At 57.5% G+C, this 21526-nt stretch carries 19 protein-coding genes, 1 tRNA gene, 1 rRNA gene and 1 riboswitch; of the genes, 5 read left to right on the top strand and 16 right to left on the bottom strand.

The window, feature by feature from the left end; translation table 11 throughout:
* Positions 1 to 50 precede the first annotated feature (50 nt).
* Positions 51 to 1067, top strand: a complete 1017-nt coding sequence (locus FB593_RS09160; RefSeq protein WP_003514275.1) for a class I SAM-dependent methyltransferase — start codon at positions 51 to 53, stop codon at positions 1065 to 1067.
* 15 nt (positions 1068 to 1082) lie between these two features.
* Here FB593_RS09160 and FB593_RS09165 read toward each other — a convergent pair whose 3' ends face one another.
* On the bottom strand, positions 1083 to 2027 hold the full coding sequence (locus tag FB593_RS09165) for an AEC family transporter (RefSeq protein WP_112291079.1): 945 nt from the start codon (positions 2025 to 2027) through the stop codon (positions 1083 to 1085).
* A gap of 535 nt (positions 2028 to 2562) precedes the next feature.
* Here FB593_RS09165 and FB593_RS09170 point away from each other — a divergent pair.
* The gene (locus tag FB593_RS09170) at positions 2563 to 3555 is read left to right on the top strand and encodes an adenosine kinase (RefSeq protein WP_003514270.1); all 993 of its coding nucleotides are present in this window, start codon (positions 2563 to 2565) and stop codon (positions 3553 to 3555) included.
* On the opposite strand, the gene FB593_RS09175 is transcribed toward FB593_RS09170, so the two are convergent.
* A complete protein-coding gene (locus tag FB593_RS09175; RefSeq protein ID WP_003514268.1) occupies positions 3548 to 4081 on the bottom strand; it encodes an SH3 domain-containing protein in 534 nt (177 codons plus the stop codon). The genes FB593_RS09170 and FB593_RS09175 overlap by 8 nt on opposite strands.
* A gap of 180 nt (positions 4082 to 4261) precedes the next feature.
* Here FB593_RS09175 and FB593_RS09180 point away from each other — a divergent pair, with 180 nt between their 5' ends.
* Positions 4262 to 5266: a 2-hydroxyacid dehydrogenase gene (locus FB593_RS09180; RefSeq protein WP_003514267.1), complete on the top strand. Its 1005-nt coding sequence runs from the start codon at positions 4262 to 4264 to the stop codon at positions 5264 to 5266.
* A 78-nt stretch (positions 5267 to 5344) separates the two neighbouring features.
* Here the strand turns inward: FB593_RS09180 and FB593_RS09185 are convergent, their stop codons facing one another.
* Genes FB593_RS09185 through recF form a run of 3 tightly spaced genes read right to left on the bottom strand, consistent with a single transcriptional unit; the run spans position 5345 to position 7734 of the window.
* Positions 5345 to 5821 carry a GNAT family N-acetyltransferase gene (locus FB593_RS09185; protein WP_065659738.1) on the bottom strand — a complete coding sequence of 159 codons (477 nt, stop codon included), beginning with the start codon at positions 5819 to 5821 and terminating at the stop codon, positions 5345 to 5347.
* Positions 5814 to 6584 (bottom strand): molybdopterin-synthase adenylyltransferase MoeB, encoded by a 771-nt coding sequence (locus FB593_RS09190; RefSeq protein ID WP_111795125.1) that lies wholly within the window; start codon positions 6582 to 6584, stop codon positions 5814 to 5816. The genes FB593_RS09185 and FB593_RS09190 overlap by 8 nt, the downstream gene beginning before the upstream one ends.
* A gap of 22 nt (positions 6585 to 6606) precedes the next feature.
* Positions 6607 to 7734 (bottom strand): DNA replication/repair protein RecF, encoded by a 1128-nt coding sequence (recF, locus tag FB593_RS09195; protein ID WP_013635217.1) that lies wholly within the window; start codon positions 7732 to 7734, stop codon positions 6607 to 6609.
* Positions 7735 to 7890: 156 nt separating this feature from the next.
* On the opposite strand from recF, the gene FB593_RS09200 reads away from it, so the two are divergent.
* Positions 7891 to 9003 (top strand): alpha/beta hydrolase, encoded by a 1113-nt coding sequence (locus FB593_RS09200; protein ID WP_019564571.1) that lies wholly within the window; start codon positions 7891 to 7893, stop codon positions 9001 to 9003.
* Positions 9004 to 9031: 28 nt separating this feature from the next.
* On the opposite strand, the gene nrdF is transcribed toward FB593_RS09200, so the two are convergent.
* From nrdF to FB593_RS09240, 8 genes are all read right to left on the bottom strand, one after another.
* The gene (gene nrdF / locus FB593_RS09205) at positions 9032 to 10006 is read right to left on the bottom strand and encodes a class 1b ribonucleoside-diphosphate reductase subunit beta (RefSeq protein WP_003514262.1); all 975 of its coding nucleotides are present in this window, start codon (positions 10004 to 10006) and stop codon (positions 9032 to 9034) included.
* Positions 10007 to 10022: 16 nt separating this feature from the next.
* Complete coding sequence (gene nrdE / locus FB593_RS09210) at positions 10023 to 12212, bottom strand: class 1b ribonucleoside-diphosphate reductase subunit alpha (protein WP_112291081.1); 2190 nt, start codon at positions 12210 to 12212, stop codon at positions 10023 to 10025.
* Entirely contained in the window at positions 12200 to 12598 is a 399-nt protein-coding gene (gene nrdI / locus FB593_RS09215) for a class Ib ribonucleoside-diphosphate reductase assembly flavoprotein NrdI (RefSeq protein ID WP_113472982.1), read from the bottom strand. Before nrdI ends, nrdE begins: the two co-directional genes overlap by 13 nt.
* A 12-nt stretch (positions 12599 to 12610) precedes the next feature.
* On the bottom strand, positions 12611 to 12832 hold the full coding sequence (gene nrdH, locus FB593_RS09220; RefSeq protein WP_019564573.1) for a glutaredoxin-like protein NrdH: 222 nt from the start codon (positions 12830 to 12832) through the stop codon (positions 12611 to 12613).
* Between the two features lie 255 nt (positions 12833 to 13087).
* A riboswitch (cobalamin riboswitch) is annotated at positions 13088 to 13312 on the bottom strand.
* 131 nt (positions 13313 to 13443) lie between these two features.
* Positions 13444 to 14073: a nucleoside triphosphate hydrolase gene (locus FB593_RS09225; RefSeq protein ID WP_019564574.1), complete on the bottom strand. Its 630-nt coding sequence runs from the start codon at positions 14071 to 14073 to the stop codon at positions 13444 to 13446.
* Complete coding sequence (locus tag FB593_RS09230) at positions 14070 to 14852, bottom strand: ATP-binding cassette domain-containing protein (RefSeq protein ID WP_013635211.1); 783 nt, start codon at positions 14850 to 14852, stop codon at positions 14070 to 14072. Before FB593_RS09230 ends, FB593_RS09225 begins: the two co-directional genes overlap by 4 nt.
* Positions 14852 to 15934 (bottom strand): ABC transporter permease, encoded by a 1083-nt coding sequence (locus tag FB593_RS09235; RefSeq protein ID WP_038489298.1) that lies wholly within the window; start codon positions 15932 to 15934, stop codon positions 14852 to 14854. The genes FB593_RS09230 and FB593_RS09235 overlap by 1 nt, the downstream gene beginning before the upstream one ends.
* Before the next feature lie 222 nt (positions 15935 to 16156).
* Entirely contained in the window at positions 16157 to 17179 is a 1023-nt protein-coding gene (locus tag FB593_RS09240) for a sugar ABC transporter substrate-binding protein (protein WP_003514241.1), read from the bottom strand.
* A 266-nt stretch (positions 17180 to 17445) separates the two neighbouring features.
* Here FB593_RS09240 and FB593_RS09245 point away from each other — a divergent pair, with 266 nt between their 5' ends.
* Positions 17446 to 18678: an ROK family transcriptional regulator gene (locus tag FB593_RS09245; RefSeq protein ID WP_065661530.1), complete on the top strand. Its 1233-nt coding sequence runs from the start codon at positions 17446 to 17448 to the stop codon at positions 18676 to 18678.
* 54 nt (positions 18679 to 18732) lie between these two features.
* Here the strand turns inward: FB593_RS09245 and recQ are convergent, their stop codons facing one another.
* The 3 genes from recQ to rrf all read right to left on the bottom strand — a co-directional run bounded on the left by recQ (position 18733) and on the right by rrf (position 21235).
* Positions 18733 to 20541 carry a DNA helicase RecQ gene (gene recQ / locus FB593_RS09250; RefSeq protein ID WP_113472981.1) on the bottom strand — a complete coding sequence of 603 codons (1809 nt, stop codon included), beginning with the start codon at positions 20539 to 20541 and terminating at the stop codon, positions 18733 to 18735.
* A gap of 196 nt (positions 20542 to 20737) precedes the next feature.
* Positions 20738 to 20814 (bottom strand) — tRNA-Met (locus FB593_RS09255).
* Positions 20815 to 21120: 306 nt separating this feature from the next.
* A 5S ribosomal RNA gene (gene rrf, locus FB593_RS09260) occupies positions 21121 to 21235 on the bottom strand.
* Positions 21236 to 21526: the final 291 nt, after the last annotated feature.

Genomic DNA, 21526 nt, shown 5'->3' on the forward strand with positions numbered 1-21526 from the left:
GCGCGGGTTTTGCCCGCGCCTTTTTTCTATTCCATCTTGAGGACGCTCCAATGAGCCGTGATGCTGTTAAAACCCTTTTCCATCCCTTTGCCGCAGAGATGCTCGACTTACCGAAAGAGGGCGAGCGCGTTCTGTTTCTGGGAGCGGAAGCCGGCCCGCGGCTAGACGGTTTTAACGCTGACATCGTCTCGGTTCAGAATTTTCGACCGCTTTACCGGGCTCTTCAGGCGCAGAACGCAGAGGTCACGCCGGATATTTCCGGCGAGGACTACGATGCGGCGTTGCTGCTTTGCGGCAAACATCGCGGCGAGAACGAAAACCGCGTCGCTGAAGCGCTCTCTCGCGTCAAGGCGGGTGGGTTGATCGTGGCGGCGGGATCGAAAGAAGACGGCATTCTGACGCTGCGCAAGACGCTGGCAAAGCTTGGCATCGAGGCGGAATCGACGCCGAAGTACCACGGCGTCGCCCTCTGGTTCAAACGGCCGGAAGACGTTGCATCTGCCGTGTCGAAACTCGCGCAACATTCCGTTACGGTTGCTGGCCGTTTCACCGCCATGCCCGGGATGTTCTCGCATGACCGCGTGGACGATGGCTCGGAGCTGCTCGCCTCGCGCCTGCCGACCGACTTTGACGGCAACGCCGCCGATTTCGGCGCAGGCTGGGGTTATCTCTCGGTCATGCTGGCGGAAAAATCGCCGCGCACGGCGCGTATCGATCTTTTCGAAGCGGACTGGAACGCGCTCGAATTCGCCAAGACCAATCTTCTTGAAAACAATCCGCGACTGACGGCGCGCTTCTTCTGGCAGGACCTTGCAAACGAGCCGCCGAAAGAAAAATACGACCTCATCATCATGAACCCGCCTTTCCACGCGGCAGGACAGGCGGCAGAACCCGCTCTCGGTCAGGCCTTTATCAAGACGGCTGCCGGCGCGCTTCGCAACGGTGGAAAGCTGCTGATGGTCGCCAATCGCGGCATGCCCTATGAGCCGGTGCTGGCGGCGGAATTCCGCACCAGCGCCGAGGTATGCCGCAACGCGCGCTTCAAGATCCTGAGCGCCCAGAAGTAAGCAATTCGAGCATCATCAGCTCAACAGCCATGCCCACAGCGACACGGAGAGAACACCGGTCGCCGTGGAAATGCTGATGGTGGAGGCCGCAACGCTGTGGCCGATGCCGAAGCGGTTGGCGATCAGCCATGCATTCACCCCTGTCGGCACCGACGAGGTGAGCACGAGGGCAGCTGTCCATTCCCGGCTGAGACCGAGAGCATGGCCCATGGCCCACACGCAGGCGGGCAGAAGCAGCAGTTTGAAAACCGTCATGGTGACAGCAATCCCCAGATTACCGCGAATGGTGTATTTCGTCAGCGCCATGCCGAGCGAGATGAGCGCTGCCGGTCCCGCCATGGACGCGATCTGATCAACCACGGTCTTGAGGATGGGCGTGAGCGTCACGCCTGAAACATTGGTCGAAAGCCCGATGAAAAGTCCGATCACCAGCGGATTTGTGATGAGGTTGCGGCCGACCTGCCTGAAGACAGAAGCCATGCTGCGCTTTTCGCCGCCCACCGCCTTATGCGTGGCGTTCTCCATCAGGATGGTACCGGCAATCATCATGACCGGCAGATGGATGGCCAGCAGAATGGAGAGGGCGACCAGCCCCTCATCCCCGATGGACCGCCCGACGAGCGGCAGGCCGATGAAGATATTGTTGGCAAAGGCCGAGGATATGCCGGCTATGACGGCGATGCGACTATCCTGCTTGAAGATGTACCGCGTGACGATATGCCCAACCGTCCAGGTTACGGCCACGCCGGCGAAATAGGTCAGCCACAGCCGGAAGGGCGATGCGCCATGAAAATTCGCCTCCGCAAGAGTGCGGAAGATCAAAGTCGGCACGGCGATCTTGAATACAAAATCGCTGAGAATCTCACCGGCATCAGCCCTGAACAAGGCGGCCTTGACGGTGAGCCAGCCGATCAGGATAAGAATGAAAATCGGAGCGACGTTCGCGGCAACGGCAGACATGGAGGGAGAGCTTTCGCGGCTTTTGCGGGAGATACTCCGCTTTAGAGCCTTTTCCAAGGGAATGGAATCGCGAAAACGCTGCACCCGGATGTTTCATTCAATACGCGACGTAGCTCCGTCAGGTATTTTTGCAGAAAGCCCCTCAAAACCGGTCACTGGATCAAGTGGCGCTGCGGTCGGTCTTTCGAGTACCGTCTATAATGAAAACCCGCTTGCGGCACTCTAGAAAGGGGCGCACCAAAGGTGGACCAAAAGAAAAAGCGGGGTTTCCCCCGCCTTTTGTCATATCCGTTATACGCCGTCAGTACATCCGTGACGGAGATAACGGGTGAGCCAGAAGACCTCATGTCTTCTATTCTGGTCCGTATTCACGCACCGTTTGCTCTGATCGGAGTGATAGCTTAACCACATTACAGGCACATGACGCGTTTCTGTCTCTGGTGGAGAACCGCATATTTCCCCTTTGGGCTTTTCTTGCCGCCAGAATTGTTTAAGACCGTTCAAAAATGTGCACCCTGCAAACCGGATAGGGCCTATGACGAAATTCGACGTACTGACTGTCGGCAATGCCATCGTCGACATCATTTCCCGTTGTGATGATCGCTTCCTCAATGATAACGCCATCACCAAGGGCGCGATGAACCTCATCGACGCGGAGCGGGCCGAACTGCTTTATTCGCTGATGGGACCCGCTCTCGAGGCCTCCGGCGGAAGTGCGGGCAACACGGCGGCGGGCGTGGCGAATTTCGGTGGCAGGGCGGCTTATTTCGGCAAGGTGGCCGAAGATCAGCTCGGCGAAATCTTCCAGCACGATATCCGCGCGCAGGGCGTCTATTTCGAAACGAAGCCGGAAGGCACGTTTCCGCCGACTGCCCGCTCGATGATCTTCGTCACGGAAGACGGTGAGCGCTCGATGAACACCTATCTCGGCGCCTGCGTCGATCTCGGTCCGGAAGATGTAGAAGAAGACGTCGTGGCGAACACGAAGGTCACCTATTTCGAAGGTTACCTGTGGGATCCGCCGCGCGCCAAGGATGCCATTCGCGATTGCGCCCGCATTGCGCATGAGAACGGCCGTGAAGTCTCCATGACGCTTTCAGACAGTTTCTGCGTAGGCCGATACCGCGAAGAATTTCTCGACCTGATGCGTTCCGGCACCGTGGACATCGTTTTCGCCAACAAGCAGGAAGCTCTCTCGCTCTATGAAACCGACGATTTCGAGCTGGCGCTGACGAAAATCGCTGCCGATTGCAAGATCGCAGCGGTAACGATGAGCGAAGAAGGCGCCGTTATCCTGCGCGGCACGGAACGCGTGAAGGTAGAAGCCTATCCAGTGTATGACGTGGTCGACACAACAGGCGCCGGCGATCTTTTCGCCGCCGGCTTCCTGTTCGGTTACACGCAGGATCGGTCTCTGGAAGATTGCGGCAAACTCGGCTGCCTTGCTGCTGCCGCCGTCATTCAGCAGGTCGGGCCGCGTCCGATGTCATCGCTCAAGGCGCTGGGCGAGAAAAACGGCCTTATTTAAAGGCCTCGCCGGGATAAGCACCCCAGATTTCACCCTGCGACACCCAGCCTGAGGCCTGACCGGCCTCGGCGCGGCACCAGTCGCCGTTGCATTCACCGATCCTGAAGACGACGCCCGGCTCCAGCCGGGCGATGACGGAGGCGCCCGACTGTGCGTCGCGGCGCATGTTCACGTAGACATCCTTGCCCTTGCCGCGCATCCACGGCGCGGCGACGGCCGTGCGCTCGCCAGAGAGTAGCGCCTGGTTAACCCAGCCTTCCGTGCCATCGGCATCGCGGATGCGTCGCCAGTTCTCATATTCCTGAATGATTTCAACCGGCATTCCCGATTTCATATACATCCAGGAAACGGCATAATCCGTGCTGGGTCCGATGCGCATGTTGACGCGCTTGGATTTCAGGCTGACAAAACGCGGCAAAGGCAGGCCGCTTGCGCCTTTGGCAGCGCCTTGCGCCATGGCCTCGTTCGCCACACCAAAGAGGCCCAGAGACAATGCAATGCAAACCATAGAAACCACACTGCGCATGCCCATTTCCGTTTCCTGCCTTCTGCAAACCGGATTAAATTCGAGGAGGCTCGTTTCCACACGCCTCAAGCTTCGGCGAGTTTTATTTGTCTTCGCCGGTGGGTCTGGTAGAAACGCCCTGATTGAAAGAAATTATCGCTCTTTCTGGTTAATGACTTCTGAACAAGGCAGCGGCAAACGATGACCCACAAGAAGAGACCGACAGTCTATATCACCCGCAAATTGCCTGACGTCGTCGAAACCAGAATGCGGGAACTCTTCGATGCCGAACTGAATATCGACGATACGCAGCGCCGCGAGGAAGAGCTTGTGGCCGCCATGCAGCGGGTCGACGTTCTGGTGCCGACGGTCACGGACCGCATCACCGCCGCCATGATCGAGAAAGCAGGGCCGCAACTGAAGCTGATCGCAAGCTTCTCCAACGGCATAGACCATGTGGATGTGGACGCGGCCGCCCGAAAGGGCATCACAGTGACCAACACGCCCAACGTGCTGACCGAAGACAGCGCCGATATCACCATGGCGCTGGTGCTGGCCGTGCCGCGCCGCCTGATCGAAGGCACGCGCGTACTTGCCAATGGCGCCGACGAATGGCTGGGCTGGTCGCCGACCTGGATGCTGGGACGGCGCATTTCCGGCAAACGCATCGGCATTGTCGGCATGGGCCGCATCGGTACGGCAGTTGCGCGGCGCGCCAAGGCTTTCGGCCTCTCCATACACTATCACAACCGCAAACGCGTCAACCCGGCGACGGAAGCGGAGCTTGAGGCAACCTATTGGGACAGCCTCGACCAGATGCTGGCTCGGGTGGATATTGTTTCCGTCAATTGCCCCTCCACACCTGCGACCTATCACCTGATCTCGGCACGACGGCTCGCGCTGATGCAGCCGACAAGCTACATCGTCAACACGGCGCGCGGCGATATCATCGATGAGGCGGCAATGATCCAGTGCCTGCGCGACGGAAAGATCGCCGGAGCCGGTCTCGATGTCTACGAGAACGAGCCCGCAATCAATCCCAAGCTCATCAAGCTCGCGAGAGAAGGCAAGGTCGTGCTGCTTCCGCATATGGGCTCGGCAACGATCGAGGGACGCATCGAGATGGGTGACAAGGTCATCATCAACATCCGCACGCTTTTCGACGGACACCGACCGCCGAACCGGGTGCTGCCGGGGCGGAACTGAACCGGTTCAGACAGCCGTGTCTGCTCGTGACATGGGACGGAGAAGCAGGCCTCTAAGCGGATCACAGATTGAGCCGTCTCAGCCGAGGAATTTCGTCATTTCAATCGAGGTCGTACGGTCGTAACCCGGATGGGCGTTTTCAGCGGTTTTGATGAAACCCCAGGCGGCGAATTTCGCGTGGTTGCCGACAAGCTCGATGCGCGTTTCCAGCCGCAGTGCCGGTAACGCCAATTCGCGGGCCAATGCTTCGGCCCGTTCCAGAAGCATTTTGCCGATGCCTTTGCCCTGCGCTTTCAGGGAGACGCACAGCTTGCCGACGTAAAGGCAGGCCGGTGGTTCCTGCCGGCAAAACAGGCAGCCAACAATCTCATCACCATCCAGCGCCACGAAAGCGGTCTCCGCCCTCGCCTTTTCCGCGAGATTTTCGAGCGTCAAACGGTGAGCGGACGATGGTGGGTCGATGACGCCGTCCATATAGGCGAAGGACGACATGATAAGCGCAAGCAGCTCCTGCCAGCGCTCGAATTCTTCGCCAATCCTTGTGATCTCAGTCATGTTTTTTTCCAGCAGGGCGGCGCTTGTAACGCACGGTTTCGAAGCGGGCCGACAGGGCGTCATAGAGAAGCAGGCGGCCGACCAATGGCTCGCCGGCAGCGGTGATCACCTTGATGGCCTCCATGGCCATGATCGTGCCGATCACGCCGGTCAAAGCGCCGACGATGCCCGTTTCCGCGCAATTCGGAATAAGCCCCTGCGGCGGTGGCTCGGGAAACAGATCGCGATACCCCGGCAGCAGAGTACCATCGGCACCCGCCTCATAGGGTTTCAGCACCGTTACCGAACCATCGAAACGGCCGACAGCGCCCGTTACCAGCGGCCTTTTCGCAGCTTCTGCGGCATCGGCAGCGGCATAACGTGTGTCGAAATTATCAGAACCGTCGATAAGGAGATCGAAGGATGGCAGATGGGTGTGCGCCCAGATCTGCGAAAAACGCTCCTCAAAAACAAGGGTACGCACATGCGGGTTGAGCCGGGCGATGGCTGCGCGGGCGCTTGCCGTTTTCAGCTCACCGATCGTGCCGGTATCGTGAATCACCTGCCGCTGGAGATTGGAAAGGGAGACCACGTCGTCATCGATCAGGCCAAGCGTGCCAACACCGGCTGCAGCAAGATAATGAAGGACAGGCGCGCCGAGGCCACCAGCCCCGATTACCAGCACCCGCGCGGCCTTCAGACGCTGCTGCCCGGCACCGCCGATTTCCGGCAAGAGAATATGGCGCTTGTAGCGTTCGATTTCGTCCGGGCTCAGCGGGTCCATGTCGCACTCCATTTTTTCGCCGTCATGCCGTGATGCCCCCGTGGGAGACATTGAAGAATTGCGCCCTGTCGCCAAGGGCGGAGAACATTGCCGCATCCGTTCCGGTCATGAAACTCTGACCACCGAGCGCGTGAATGAGATCGAACAGAGCCGCCCGCCTGCCCTCATCCAGATGCGCGGCAATTTCGTCGAGCAGCAGAACCGGCGCATGGCCGGTCATGTTGGCGGTGAGCTGGGCATGCGCAAGCACCAATCCCACCAGCAGCGCCTTCTGTTCTCCAGTCGAGCAACGCTCTGCCTCCATGTTCTTTTCCGCATGGCGCACGAACAGATCGACACGGTGTGGCCCATCAAGCGTGCGGCCTGCCGCCGCGTCTCGATACCGGCCTTCGCGCAGCGTAAGCCTATACTCGTCTTCCAGATCGACAGCCGGCCGGTTGAGCGTGTCGTCCATGAAACCCGAGAGCGCCAGCGCCGCCGAGGGGAAGGCAGCATTGCCGGAACGGCCTTCGATGAGGCTCTTCAAAAGACCCAACATTTCATAGCGCGCGAGCGCCATGGAAATGCCGAGTTCCGCCATCTGCTTCTCGATACCGTCCAGCCAGACCGGATCGAAACGGCCTTCCGAAAGCAGACGGTTGCGGCCGCGCATGGCCTTTTCGAAGTCGCTTGCCCGCCGTCCATGCGCAGGATCGAGCGAGAGCACCAACCGATCGAGAAAACGCCGGCGATCCGAGGATGAACCGGTAAAAAGCCCATCCATGGCAGGCGTCAGCCACAGCACCCGCAGATGATCCGTCAATTCATCGACCGACTTCACCGATGTCCCGTTCAGCCTCAGGCGGCGCGACACTACCTCGCCGTCACCCTCGATCCCGGTTCCGATGGCGACCTCGCCGTCCATGCCGTCGACATCCGCAAAAATCGAAAAACCGGCGGCCTCCGCCCCCACTCGCGTCACATCGGACAGGGTGGCGCGGCGCAGGCCCCTTCCGGGCGACAAAAACGAAACGGCCTCCAGGAGATTGGTCTTGCCGGAACCGTTGTCACCCGTCAGCACCACGTGACGGTCATCCAGCGCGAGCGACGCCGCCGCATAGTTGCGGAAGTCCGTGAGTTTCAGCCGTAAAAGCGACACCTTATTCGTCATCTGTACGGCCTAAAACGAACATAGCTGGATAGCAAGGTGGGGAATGCGTCGTCCGCATTGAACATAATGCAACCACACCGCAATCCAGTCTCCAGTAGCAACTTTTTGAGCGGCCGGTTATTTATGCGTGGTCCCTCATTATCGGTAACCCCATCCATGCGCCTGATTTTTTCGCTCCTCCTCGCTCTCAGCCTTCTTTCATCCTGCGCGGGCAGGCCGGGGGCGGATGTGTTGCAGGCCATAAACACCAAGACCACCGATACGAAAATCGTGACAGCCTATGTGGCGAGCACGCGGGAGAAAAACAACGAGGCCAAAAAGGGCTTTAGCGCTGGGCGGGCAGCTGAGCTGAATTATGCGCGCTTCGACATTTCCATTCCTCCCAGCCATAAAAGCGGAAATATCGAATGGTCCAAAGGCAAGCCGAACCCGAGCAAGGATTTTGTCGTCACCAAAGCCGATATGCTGACGAAAACGCGTTTCAATTCCGATCTTGGCGATGTCACCCGCTCCGGCAAGCAGATCGCCCTTTTTGTGCATGGCTATAATTACAGCTATCAGGAAGCCTTGTTCCGTGCGGCACAAATGGCAGCCGATGCCAATATGGATGGTGTGCCGCTGGTCTTTTCCTGGCCGTCCCAGGCGAGCGTCACCGGTTACGTGGCCGACAAGGAATCAGCGACCTATTCGCGAGACGCGCTGGCCATGGTGCTGACAGACCTTACCAAGCAGACACCGAAAAAAAGCATTGTCGTGTTCGGTCACAGCATGGGCGGCTGGCTGGTCATGGAAGCGCTGCGACAATTGCGCTTCGAAGGCAGGAACGATGTGCTTTCCAAACTACAGGTAGTGCTGGCCGCGCCGGATATCGACGCCGATGTTTTCCGCAAGCAGATCGAGGTGGTGGGGAGGCTCAATCCGCCGCTCACCATTCTCGTCTCCAAGGACGACCGCGCCCTGAAGGCTTCCTCCATCCTGGGGGCCGACGTCACCCGCATAGGCGCGCTGGATGTGACCGATCCTCAAGTGCAGGAAGCCGCCCTGAAAGAGGGCGTTCAGTTCGTTGACATCTCCAAACTCAAGGCATCGGATCCGCTCAACCACGACCGCTATGCGGCACTCGCGTCGCTGGTGCCACAACTGGAGGCGAGCCGGAACGGCAACGGCGAAAACGGCATAGGCCGCGCGGGTGCCTTTGTGTTCGACGCTATCGGGGCAACAGTATCCAGCCCCTTCCGGCTTGCGAGCCAGGTCGTGAACCCGCAATAACTTTTGCGGGTTCTTGGCGACAACCGGTTCAGAAATCCCAGTCTTCGTCTTCTGTGGCGACCGCCTTGCCGATGACATAGGAAGAGCCGGAGCCGGAGAAGAAGTCGTGGTTCTCGTCGGCATTGGGAGACAGCGCCGAGAGGATCGCAGGATTGACCCGGCAAGCCTCGGGCGGAAACAGCGCCTCGTAACCCAGATTCATCAAGGCCTTGTTGGCGTTGTAATGCAGGAACTGCTTGACGTCCTCCGTCAGGCCAACGCCGTCATAGAGGTCTTGGGTATATTTGGCCTCGTTGTCGTAAAGCTCGAGCAATAGATCGAAGGCGAAATCCTTGATCTCCTGTTTTTCCGCTTCGCCCAGACGTTCGAGCGCGCGCTGGAACTTGTAGCCGATGTAATAGCCATGCACGGCCTCATCGCGAATGATGAGACGGATCAAATCGGCCGTGTTGGTAAGCTTGGCGCGACTTGACCAGAACATAGGCAGGTAGAAGCCGGAATAGAACAGGAAGCTCTCCAGAAACACGCTGGCGACCTTCATTTTCAACGGATTTCCGCTATCATATTCGCGCATGATGAGCGCGGATTTGCGTTGCAGGAATTCGTTCTCCTCCGACCAGCGATAGGCGTCATCGACGTCAGGCGTGGAGCAGAGCGTCGAGAAGATCGAGGAATAGGAGCGGGCGTGGACCGCCTCCATAAAGGAGATGTTGGAAAGCACCGCCTCCTCGTGCGGCGTCGCCGAATCCGCCATCAGGCGCACGGAACCGACGCCGTTCTGGATCGTGTCCAGCAATGTCAGCCCGGTGAAGACGCGGATCGTCAGGGTCTGCTCTTCCGGCTTCAACGTTCCCCAGGACGGGATATCGTTGGAGAGCGGCACCTTTTCCGGTAGCCAGAAATTCGATGTCAGGCGATTCCAGACTTCGAGATCCTTGTCATCCTCGATGCGGTTCCAGTTGACCGCGCGAATACGGGACGCGGGTTTTACGGCAATGTTCATTGTCTTGTCCCTCAATTCAGAGCGTGCAGGATACGCAGCCCTGAACCTGCGTGCCTTCCAGCGCCATCTGGCGCAAACGGATGTAGTAGATGGTCTTGATGCCTTTTTTCCAGGCGTAGATCTGCGCCCGGTTGATATCGCGCGTCGTTGCCGTATCGCGGAAGAACAGTGTCAGCGACAGGCCCTGATCGACATGCTGAGTGGCCGCCGCATAGGTATCTATGATCTTTTCCGGACCGATTTCGTAGGCATCCTGATAATATTCGAGATTGTCGTTCGAAAGGTAGGAAGCCGGATAATAAACACGGCCGATCTTGCCTTCCTTGCGAATTTCAATCTTCGAGACGATGGGATGGATCGAGGAGGTCGAGTGGTTGATATAGGAGATCGAGCCTGTGGGCGGCACGGCCTGAAGGTTCTGGTTATAGAGGCCGGTCTCCATGACGGCCTGCTTCAACGCTTTCCAGTCCTCCTGTGTCGGAATGGAAATGCCGGCTTTCTCAAAAAGGTCGCGGACCTTTTCCGTCGCGGGCAGCCATTCCCGGTCGGTATATTTATCGAAGTAGTCGCCCGAGGCATATTTGGAGTTTTCAAAGCCCTTGAAGCTCTGGCCCCTTTCAGTGGCAAGGCGATTGCTGGCGCGGATGGCGTGATAGGTCACCGTGTAGAAATAGATATTGGTGAAGTCGATGCCTTCTTCGGAGCCGTAGAAGATGCGCTCGCGCGCCAGATAGCCATGCAGGTTCATCTGACCAAGCCCGATGGCGTGGCTCGCATCATTGCCCTTTTCCACGGAAGGGACAGACGAGATGTGGCTCATGTCAGAAACGGCCGTCAGCGCCCGGATGGAGGTTTCGATCGTCTTGCCGAAATCAGCCGAATCCATTGCTGAAGCAATGTTGAGCGAGCCGAGATTGCAGGAAATATCCTTGCCCATATGGCTGTAAGAGAGATCGTCGTTGAACTCGCTCGCCTCGCTGACCTGTAGGATTTCCGAGCAGAGATTGCTCATGCTGATACGGCCGGCGATCGGATTGGCGCGGTTAACCGTATCCTCGAACATGATATAGGGGTAACCGCTTTCGAACTGGATTTCTGCGATGACTTGGAAGAACTCGCGTGCCTTGATCTTCTTCTTGCGGATGCGGCTGTCGGCGACCATTTCCTGATATTTTTCGCTGACGGAAATCTCGGTAAACGGCACGCCATAAACCCGCTCAACATCATAGGGTGAGAACAGGTACATATCCTCGTTGTTTCTCGCGAGTTCGAAGGTGATATCAGGGATCACCACGCCGAGCGAAAGGGTTTTGATGCGGATTTTTTCGTCGGCGTTTTCACGTTTCGTATCAAGGAAACGCATGATGTCGGGGTGATGGGCATGCAGATAGACCGCACCAGCGCCTTGGCGCGCGCCAAGCTGGTTGGCGTAGGAGAACGAATCTTCCAGCAGCTTCATGACAGGAATGACGCCGGAGGACTGGTTTTCGATCTGTTTGATCGGCGCGCCGGCTTCGCGAATATTGGTCAGGGACAGTGCTACGCCACCGCCACGCTTGGAAAGCTGCAATGCTGAATTGATGGACCGGCCGATGCTTTCCATATTGTCTTCCACACGCAGCAGAAAACACGAAACCAGCTCACCGCGGCTTTTCTTGCCAGCGTTGAGAAAGGTCGGGGTCGCCGGCTGGAAGCGGCCGGAAATGATTTCATCCATCAGATCGCGGGCAAGCTGCTCGTCGCCACGCGCCAGAGCCAGCGCCACCATGCAGACGCGGTCCTCATAACGCTCCAGGTAACGCTTTCCGTCGAAGGTCTTCAGCGTATAGGACGTATAATATTTGAAGGCGCCGAGAAATGTCGGAAAACGGAACTTTCTGGCATAGGCCTCGTCGTAGAGGTCACGGACGAAATTGAAGGAATACTGGTCCAGCACCTCCTGTTCGTAATATCCCTCGGTCACGAGATAATCGAGCTTTTCCCTGAGATTATGGAAAAACACCGTGTTCTGGTTGACGTGCTGGAGGAAATATTGCCGTGCCGCAAGGCGGTCCTTGTCGAACTGGATCTTCCCGTTTTCATCGTAGAGGTTCAGCATCGCGTTCAGCGCGTGATAGTCCAGTCCCGCGTCCAGGTGTTTCTGCGCGGCGGTTACTTGTTGTTTGGCATCCGTGTTGCGCACCGCGCTCGAGGTCAGCGTGTCCAAAATCGTTCCAATCCATGATTGACGTTGGCGACATCTTCCTCCGTGCCGAGAAGCTCGAAGCGGTAGAGAAACGGCACCGCGCATTTACGCGACACGATATCTCCGGCGAATGCGAAAGCTGCGCCAAAATTCGTATTTCCCGCCGCTATGACGCCGCGAATGAGATTTCGGTTTGAGGGCTCGTTCAAAAACCGGATAACCGGTTTCGGTACCGCTCCTTTCATGCCGCCGCCCCCATAGGTGGGGGTGACGAGAACATAGGGCTCCGACACGTGAGGAACGTCTTCCTCGGCGCCGAGCGGCAGGCGAAGCAATCGTCGCCCCAGTTTCTGAAGGAAGCGATGAGTGTTCTCAGACCGGCTGGAATAATAGACGATCAGCCCCATCGCATCGCCTCCTCAGCTGATCGAGCCAATCATGTCCGGACGGAAACCCGCCCAATGGCGTTCGCCGGCAACGACCACGGGAACCTGCATGTAACCGAGGCCGCGAACGCGATCGAGGGCATCCGCATCTTCGGAGATATCGATGATCTCGTAGCTAACACCGATGCGGTCAAGCGCACGATAGGTGGCAGTGCACTGGACGCAGGCGGGTTTGCTGTAAACGGTGACGGTCATTGTTTCCTCTTTCGAAGCCGCTTTTACGCACGGCTCAACATTGCCCGCCTGCAATCGCAAGCGGGTGGCGATGGTTCTGTCATTCTGGCGAGGCGCGCGGGTGAGGCCGCGTAAGATCGCTGTCTACGCCGACGAGCGTAGAAACTCATAAAAATGCACTGGCATGACTTCACCCCGAAGCTTGTTCTGGAGGGGGCAGAAAAGGGCGCACGCAATTCATTTGCGTCATACACCTTCCTTCCGGACACCCCGCCCGTGGACGTTTTCGCTCAAGGCAGGTCTCCTGACTTGCGGGTCAAAACATCCATTCCCACCTTCCCGGAGCTTTTAGCGCCAGTGGCTCAAATCGGAACGATGCTCACCGCTTACAGTTGCGGGGGCAGTTTCGGCATTGCTTCACCATAATGGTGTTGCGCACCGAATTCCCGTCTTAGCTCCCGACGCTTGCGAATCGAAAGAACCTTGAACACCACATATAGTATATGAGGAATTTTTTTCGTCAATAATTAGACATGCGAAAGCCCCACCCTGTGGATCAAAAAGATTCAACACATGGTCAACAAAGGCTTAACGGTGAATGCTCGATGCCGCCTACGGACGGAAGCGGCGGGTTATTCCCAGATATCGATGCGAATATCGGCGGGGCGGGAGTTCTCAATCACCCGCTTTCCGTTGGGAAGATCATTTTCGAACAGTTTGGCGTGAATCTCGGTCGCATCGAGACCATAGCCCTGCCATCTATCCCGCAGGCGTTCCTCGAGCACCGCAACGGATGGGCCTACGAAGACGGCAAGATCGAAGCTGCCGGAAAGCTTCGTCCACGGCGCCTCGTTCAACAGCAGATAGTTGCCTTCGGCAAGAATGAAGCGTGTTTCTGGCGCGATGGCGCGAGCGGAGGCAATGGCAATTTCGCGGGAGCGGTCAAAAACCGGGACAAGAACTTCCTGCCCGCCCTGACGAACTGCGGAGACGATATCAAGAAAGCCGCGCACGTCGAAGGTCTCCGGTGCGCCTTTTCGCGGCAAGAGCCCCCGTTCTTCGAGAATACCGTTATCCATATGGAAGCCGTCCATGGGCAGGACAGCCGCAGCCTCGCCGCGCGCCACGAGGGCACCGCACAGGGCATCCGCCAGCGTGGATTTGCCGGCCCCAGGGGGACCGGCAATGGCAATAATAAAACGAGATTTATCCTCTGCCCGCCGAAGAACGTCTTCGACGATCGTTTCAAGCTTCAACGTCATGCGGCCAGCGTTTCCTTTGGCGCTTCCTTGGCGCCCGTCATGAAGGCGACAGCGTCGGACATGGTATAGTCCTTCGGATTGATGACGCATAAACGCTTGCCCAGCCGATGAATATGAATCCGGTCAGCAACCTCGAAAACATGCGGCATGTTGTGCGAGATGAGAACGATCGGTAGCCCTCGCGCGCGCACATCCAGAATAAGCTCGAGAACGCGGCGGCTTTCCTTGACGCCGAGCGCCGCCGTCGGTTCGTCAAGGATGACGACCTTGGAGCCGAAGGCGGCTGCACGCGCCACCGCAACACCCTGGCGCTGGCCGCCGGAGAGGGTTTCCACCGCCTGATTGATGTTCTGGATCGTCATCAGGCCGAGTTCAGAGAGTTTCTCACGGGCAAACTTTTCCATCGCCGGACGGTCCAGTGCCCTGAACAGGCTTCCCTGAATACCGGGTTTGCGGATTTCACGGCCGAGAAACATATTGTCGGCTATGGACAATGCGGGAGACAGCGCAAGGTTCTGATAAACGGTTTCGATACCAGCCTTGCGCGCCTCGATTGGCGAGCGGAACTGTACCGGCTTGCCTTCAAGCCTGATCTCCCCTTCATCGGGTGTCACCGCACCGGAAATCGCCTTGATGAGAGAGGATTTTCCAGCACCGTTATCACCGATGACGGCGAGGATTTCGCCCGGATAAAGGTCAAAATCGGCATTGTCGAGCGCAGTCACACGACCGTAGCGTTTAACGAGATTGCGTGCTGTGAGGATAGGTTCTTTTGCCATCAGCCTGCTACCTTTCTGATCCACTGGTCGATTGCGACAGCCAAGATGATAAGGACGCCGATCAACAGATAGGTCCATTGTGGGTCTGTTCCGATAAGTCGCAGGCCGAGAGAGAAGACACCGACGATCAGCGCGCCGAAGATCATGCCCATGATCGAGCCGCGTCCGCCAAACAGCGATATGCCGCCGATGACCACTGCGGTGATGGATTCTATGTTGGCGAACTGACCGGCGGTCGGCGATACCGAGCCGATGCGGCCGATGAGAGCCCAGCCCGCGAAGGCGCAGATAAGCCCGGAAAGTGTGTAGACGGTCGTCAGCATGCGCTTGACGTTAACGCCGGCCAGTTCGGCTGCGTCGGGATCATCACCCACTGCATAGAGATGTCGACCCCAGGCGGTGCGGTTCAGCACATACCAGAGCAGGGCAACCAGCAGAACCATCGCAATGACGCCATAGGTGAAGACGGCGCTGCCGATGCGGATATTGTTGCCGAAAAACTGGAGAATGGGCGCCTGTTGGACGATATCCTGTGAGCGGATCGTTTCGTTGGCCGAATAGAGGAAATTGGTGGCCAACACGATCTGCCACATGCCCAGTGTAACGATGAAGGGCGGCAGCCGCATGCGCGAAACCAGCACGCCATTGATAAAGCCACAAAATGCGCCAACTGCGAGACCGCAGATAATCGAGAGTTCGGCAGGCAAACCATAGCGGAACGTAAACTGTCCCATGACGACGGAGGACAGGACCATTATCGCACCGACCGAAAGATCGATACCCGCAGTCAGAATGACCAGCGACTGTGCCGCGCCGACGATGCCGACGATTGCCACCTGCTGAAGGATAAGGGTCAGCGAAAAGGCCGAGAAAAACTTGCCGCCCAGGGTCATGCCGAAGACAGCCAGCGACAATACCAGAACGATCAGCGGTACGGCCGCCGGGCTGGAATGCAGAAAGTGCTGGAATTTTTCAAGCAAACTCTTGTTGTGCGTATCGAAAGCAGCGACCTGAGTCGAACTTCCCGACAGCACTTTTTCAAATTCATTATGCGGTTGAGCCCGCACTGGCTGATCGCTCATGGATTTTCCTCCCGATCGCTCCATCGCATCAGCCCAGAACCCGGGATTATTTTCCAGAGGGGACAATGCGTAGATTCAAACTGTTGAGAAGCGTGCCTCAGTTACGTCCACGGACGCCGGGCGCGCTCGTTTGTTCCTGTCCGATCACCCAGATCGTTCTTTTTAACCATTCCGGTTCAAGGGCGGGGGCAAATTGCCCCCGCTGATTTCAACGGTGAAGTATCAGCCCCAGCACTTCTTCAGGCCTTCCTTGGTGTCGATCGAATCGAGACCCTTGACCGGCTTGTCGGTTACCAGCGTTACGCCGGTGTCGAAGAAGTTCTTGCCTGCCGTCGGCTTCGGCTTTTCACCGGTATCGGCAAACTTCTTGACGGCTTCCACGCCGAGTGCCGCCATCAGCAGCGGGTATTGCTGAGACGTAGCGCCGATCACGCCTTCCGCAACGTTTTTGACACCAGGGCAACCGCCATCGACGGAAACGATCAGAACATCCTTTTCGCGGCCGACGGCTTTCAGCGCTTCGTAAGCACCGGCAGCTGCAGGTTCGTTGATGGTGTGAACGACGTTGATGGTCGGATCCTTCTGCAGCAGATTTTCCATCGCAGAGCGGCCGCCTTCTTCGTTACCGTTGGTAACATCATGACCAACGATACGCTTGTCGTCTTCATCACCAATCTTGTTGATGTCCTTCACGTCGATGCCGAAGCCCTTCATGAAGCCCTGGTTGCGCAAAACATCAACGGTTGGCTGGGAAGGCGTGAGGTTGAGGAAGGCGATTTTCGCGTCCTTGGCCTTGTCGCCGAGGGTGCCAGCAGCCCATTTGCCGATCAGCTCGCCGGCCAGAAGATTGTCGGTAGCGAAAGTGGAGTCAGCGGCATCAACGGGTTCGAGAGGCGTATCGAGGGCGATGACAAGAAGACCGGCATCGCGCGCCTTCTGCACGGCCGGAACGATGCCCTTGGTGTCCGATGCGGTAATCAGGATACCCTTGGAGCCATCGGCAATGCATGTCTCGATCGCGGCAACCTGGCTTTCGGAATCGCCATCGATCTTGCCGGCATAGGACTTCAGCGTCACGCCAAGTTCTTTAGCCTTGGCGGTGGCGCCTTCCTTCATCTTGACGAAAAAGGGATTGGTGTCGGTTTTGGTAATCAGGCAAACCGAAGTATCGGCGGCGGACGCGACGGACGCGAAAGAAACGCCGAGCGCAAGCGCGCCCAGAAGAGCGGAAACAGTCGTCTTCATTGTAATCCTCCCATTGAATGTTTGAGTACCGTGACGGTTACCCGACGATCTCGTCTCCTCCGAGAACAGCGACCGTTGACACAGATGGAACCACCAAAGGAAACGGCTGTCAATAAATAAATCCGATTGAATTATTAATTCCGTATGGCATTCTAACAAGCGGCAGGGAGGAATATCGCGGCGTCGTTTAACGTTGCGATAGCAAGATTGCCATAAAGCCTGCATGTATCGGTCGCGGCGGATATGGCGGGCGGGAGGATGAAACTATGAGACAATCTGTCGAGACGGCGCCGCCCGCGCCGTCCACCAACATGGATATGAGCGGCGGCGCCAACCAGATCGGGGTGCGTGCCTATAACGAGCGGCTTGTGCTGTCGCTGGTTCGCCGCCACGGCGGCTTGTCGAAAGCCGAAATATCCAGGCTTTGCGGTCTCTCGGCGCAGACTGTCTCGGTCATCATGCGCTCGCTCGAAAGTGACGGTCTTCTTATTCGTGGCGAAAGACTGCGCGGCAAAGTCGGGCAGCCTTCGACGCCGATGCGCCTCAATCCCGATGCCGTCTTCTCGTTTGGCGTGAAAATCGGCCGTCGCAGCGTCGATCTGGTGCTGATGGATTTCGTCGGCCGGATCAAGCTGAAGCTCCGCAGAACTTACCCCTATCCTATGCCGGAATGGATTTTGCCATTCGTCATCGAGGGTATCACGGAACTCGAATCCAAGCTCTCTCCGGCCGAACGGCAAAAAATTGCCGGTGTCGGCATTGCCGCGCCTTTCGAATTGTGGAACTGGGCGCAGGAGGTGGGCGCGCCGCAGAATGAGATGGAGCGCTGGCGCGACGTCGATATCCGTTCCGAAATTGCGGATGGCGTCAGCTATCCGGTTTTCCTGCAGAACGATGCGACCAGTGCCTGCGGTGCAGAACTGGTTTTTGGTGCAGGCCAGAACTACCCCGATTTTCTCTATATCTTCATCGGATCCTTCATCGGTGGCGGTGTCGTTTTAAATTCCGCACTGTTTTCCGGAAAGACGGGCACCGCCGGTGCAATCGGCCCCTTGCCGGTTCAGGGGCAGGACGGCAACACGGTCCAGCTTCTGAAAATCGCCTCCATCTTCGTTCTGGAAAACATGTTGCGCGAACGCGGCATCGATCCACGCCCCCTGTGGTTCTCGCCGGACGAGTGGATCGATTTCGGCGAGCCGCTGGAAAGCTGGATCGGAAAAACGGCCGCGGCCCTTGCGCAAGCCGTCATCGCTGCAGCCTCCATCATCGATTTTTCCAGCGTCATCATCGATGGCGGTTTTCCGGATTGGGTCAGAGCAAGAATAGTCTCCGCCACACGCCTTGCCCTAAAACATCACGATCTTCAGGGTGTTACGCTGCCGGAGATCATCGAGGGAGCGGTCGGCAGCCAGGCCCGGGCTATCGGGGGAGCGAGCCTGCCCCTGTTTTCCCGTTATCTCATCGACCAGAATGTTCTGTTCAAGGACACGACAGGCTGAGGTTTCGGGCCCTGCCGAAATTTCCTGGCGGGACTCTTTGCCGGATTCAAATGGTCACTCGCTGGCGGCATGTTCCATGATCGCCGCCAGAAAAGCAGGGCCGTATCGTTCCAGCTTTGTGTCTCCCACTCCAGGTATCTGCGCCATTTCCCCCACAGAGGCCGGTCTTGATGCCGCAAGCTCAATGAGTGTCTTGTCGTGAAAAATCACATAGGGCGGAACGTTCTGTGCGCGGGCAATTTCCATGCGCTTCGCACGCAGCGCCTCAAAGAGGCTGCGATCGGCCTCCGGTAAAACAGTGGCGGCGGGCTTGCGAGTCGCCTGTTGTCGCGCCGAACGGGGAGCGGACGGTATCCTCAACATCAGGGACGGCTTTTCGCGCAGGAACCGCCTCCCTTCTTCGGAAATGGACAATCCCCCGTGACCGGCCAGATCAACCTCGATCAGGCGCAGCGCAACCATCTGGCGCAGGATGGCCCGCCAGGTGCGATTGTCGTGCTCTTTGCCGATGCCGTAGGTCGTGATCCGATCGTGACCAAAGCTCGATATCCGTTCATCTTCCATGCCCAGCAATACGCGGATGACATAGGCCTGGCCGAAACGTTCTCCCGTGCGGTAAATGCAGGACAGCAACTTCTGCGCGGCAATGGCACCATCAAACAGGTCCGGCGGTTCCGCACAGGTGTCGCAATTGCCGCAGGGCTCGCAATAGTCGCCGAAATAAGACAAAAGCACCCGCCGACGGCAACCGGCGGTTTCCGCGAGGCCAAGCAACGCATCGAGCTTCCGGCGCTCCATGTTTTTGCGCTGGTCGCCCGCATCCGACTCTTCGATAAAGCGGTTGCGCAATGCGATGTCTTCATAACCGTAAAGCATAAGCACGTCGGACGGCAGACCATCACGGCCGGCACGGCCGGTTTCCTGATAATAGGCTTCGATGCTGCTGGGCAGATCGATATGCACGACGAAGCGCACATCCGGTTTATCGATGCCCATACCGAAAGCCACGGTTGCAACCATGATTACAGCTTCACCATGCTGGAAGTGGGTCTGGTTCGCCTCGCGGGCGGCCTTGTCCATGCCGGCGTGATAGGGCAGCGCATCGCGCCCCTCCTCGCGCAGCCAGGCTGCCGTCTCATCGACCTTCCGTTTGGAAAGGCAATAGACGATGCCGCTTTCGTCCTCGCGACCCGTCAGGAAGCGCTTCAGCTGCGTACGTGGATTATCCTTTTCCATGATCGCATAGCGGATATTTGGCCGATCGAATCCGGCTATGAAGGCGTCGCTTCCGTTTATCCCGAGATGACCCAGAATTTCGGCGCGGGTTGGCTCGTCCGCAGTCGCCGTGAGCGCCATGCGTGGCGTCTCCGGAAAGCGCTCGATCAACGTGTCTAGCTGGCGGTACGGGGGGCGGAAATCGTGCCCCCACTGCGATAGACAATGAGCTTCGTCGATCGCGATCAGCGACAGGCTGATAGGTTGAAGCGCATCCAGAACATCCGGCTTGAGAAGGGTCTCCGGCGCGGCATAGAGAATATCGACCTTGCCAGCCCGCATATCCTGCCAGAGTGCCCGCCGCTCTTCTGGGGAAAGATCGGAGTTGAGAGCTTCTGTCCGCACACCTGCCTGACGCAAGGCGGCGACCTGATCAACCATCAGCGCGATCAGGGGCGAAACAACCAGCCCCATTCCCTTACGGGCGAGCGCCGGAATCTGGTAACAAAGCGACTTCCCGCCTCCTGTTGGCATCAATACAAATGCATTGTTGCCTGCCATCACATGCCGGATGATTTCGGCCTGCTGTCCACGAAACGTATCGTATCCATAGACGGTCTTGAGAATCTGCAAGGGATCGGTGGTCACGTTGGCTTTCTTATGAGCTGGACGGTTTACGCATCATGGCCAAATCAGGGGCTATCGCAACGCAGAAAGGCTGAATCAGTCCCATAAAAAAGAGCGCCAATTGTGGACGATGCGAACTTATATAGATTTGGATGTTATTTGGGGTATTTCGCAAAAGGAAAACCCCGCAGCTTAAGCTACGGGGTTTTTGAGAAGATGGTTGCGGGGGCAGGATTTGAACCTGCGGCCTTCAGGTTATGAGCCTGACGAGCTACCGGGCTGCTCCACCCCGCGTTACCAGCGTAAATCCCTATGGGATTTATCGCGACCAGCGTAAATCCCTATGGGATTTATCGCGACCAGCGTAAATCCGTATTGGATTTATCGCGACTTCATCACAGGGACGCTGTGATGTATAGTTCCGGAGCAAATTGCCGAAGGCGATTTGTCTCCTTTAAGGGACGCACCGTAATTGGGTGACCGATTTGTTTCGGCACATTGTGCGCTGGATTATTATAGCATAAAGGCCGCTTCAGCGGCCTTTTGATTAGGGCTTGAAGCCCTTTTTGTGACTGAGAAGATATTTGTTGCGTTTTGCAGACCTGGCAGCGACCTACTCTCCCGCGTCTTGAGACGGAGTACCATTGGCGCTGGGGCGTTTCACGGCCGTGTTCGGAATGGGAACGGGTGCAGCCGCCCCGCGATAACCACCAGGTCGGCAAAACGCAACACAGTTCATGTTTTCACATGAGTGTTGTTTCGAGAAGCTGGGAAGCTTGCGCTTCATTTAATTTAACACGTCTTTCTGCGACCCTTCCCGTATGTTTGCCATACAGACCAGAGGTCGTCGCGCCCTGTGGCGCGGCCCGTCCGGAGCGCTATGCGCGTCAGGACAGAACAGATGATGCTCGTCTTTGATGAGCATGAACAATGGGAACGAAGAAGTCGATCGAGCTATTAGTAACGGTAAGCTTCACATGTTGCCATGCTTCCACACCCGTCCTAT

The organism is Rhizobium sp. SJZ105 (assembly GCF_007828365.1).
GTDB lineage: Bacteria > Pseudomonadota > Alphaproteobacteria > Rhizobiales > Rhizobiaceae > Agrobacterium > Agrobacterium tumefaciens.

What these genes read in the sequence shown, in the direction of transcription:
- FB593_RS09160 (WP_003514275.1), top strand. Translation starts at nt 51, where the DNA reads ATGAGCCGTGATGCTGTTAAAACCCTTTTCCATCCCTTTGCCGCAGAG.
- FB593_RS09165 (WP_112291079.1), bottom strand. Translation starts at nt 2,027, where the DNA reads ATGTCTGCCGTTGCCGCGAACGTCGCTCCGATTTTCATTCTTATCCTG.
- FB593_RS09170 (WP_003514270.1), top strand. Translation starts at nt 2,563, where the DNA reads ATGACGAAATTCGACGTACTGACTGTCGGCAATGCCATCGTCGACATC.
- FB593_RS09175 (WP_003514268.1), bottom strand. Translation starts at nt 4,081, where the DNA reads ATGCGCAGTGTGGTTTCTATGGTTTGCATTGCATTGTCTCTGGGCCTC.
- FB593_RS09180 (WP_003514267.1), top strand. Translation starts at nt 4,262, where the DNA reads ATGACCCACAAGAAGAGACCGACAGTCTATATCACCCGCAAATTGCCT.
- FB593_RS09185 (WP_065659738.1), bottom strand. Translation starts at nt 5,821, where the DNA reads ATGACTGAGATCACAAGGATTGGCGAAGAATTCGAGCGCTGGCAGGAG.
- FB593_RS09190 (WP_111795125.1), bottom strand. Translation starts at nt 6,584, where the DNA reads ATGGACCCGCTGAGCCCGGACGAAATCGAACGCTACAAGCGCCATATT.
- recF (WP_013635217.1), bottom strand. Translation starts at nt 7,734, where the DNA reads ATGACGAATAAGGTGTCGCTTTTACGGCTGAAACTCACGGACTTCCGC.
- FB593_RS09200 (WP_019564571.1), top strand. Translation starts at nt 7,891, where the DNA reads ATGCGCCTGATTTTTTCGCTCCTCCTCGCTCTCAGCCTTCTTTCATCC.
- nrdF (WP_003514262.1), bottom strand. Translation starts at nt 10,006, where the DNA reads ATGAACATTGCCGTAAAACCCGCGTCCCGTATTCGCGCGGTCAACTGG.
- nrdI (WP_113472982.1), bottom strand. Translation starts at nt 12,598, where the DNA reads ATGGGGCTGATCGTCTATTATTCCAGCCGGTCTGAGAACACTCATCGC.
- nrdH (WP_019564573.1), bottom strand. Translation starts at nt 12,832, where the DNA reads ATGACCGTCACCGTTTACAGCAAACCCGCCTGCGTCCAGTGCACTGCC.
- FB593_RS09225 (WP_019564574.1), bottom strand. Translation starts at nt 14,073, where the DNA reads ATGACGTTGAAGCTTGAAACGATCGTCGAAGACGTTCTTCGGCGGGCA.
- FB593_RS09230 (WP_013635211.1), bottom strand. Translation starts at nt 14,852, where the DNA reads ATGGCAAAAGAACCTATCCTCACAGCACGCAATCTCGTTAAACGCTAC.
- FB593_RS09235 (WP_038489298.1), bottom strand. Translation starts at nt 15,934, where the DNA reads ATGAGCGATCAGCCAGTGCGGGCTCAACCGCATAATGAATTTGAAAAA.
- FB593_RS09240 (WP_003514241.1), bottom strand. Translation starts at nt 17,179, where the DNA reads ATGAAGACGACTGTTTCCGCTCTTCTGGGCGCGCTTGCGCTCGGCGTT.
- FB593_RS09245 (WP_065661530.1), top strand. Translation starts at nt 17,446, where the DNA reads ATGAGACAATCTGTCGAGACGGCGCCGCCCGCGCCGTCCACCAACATG.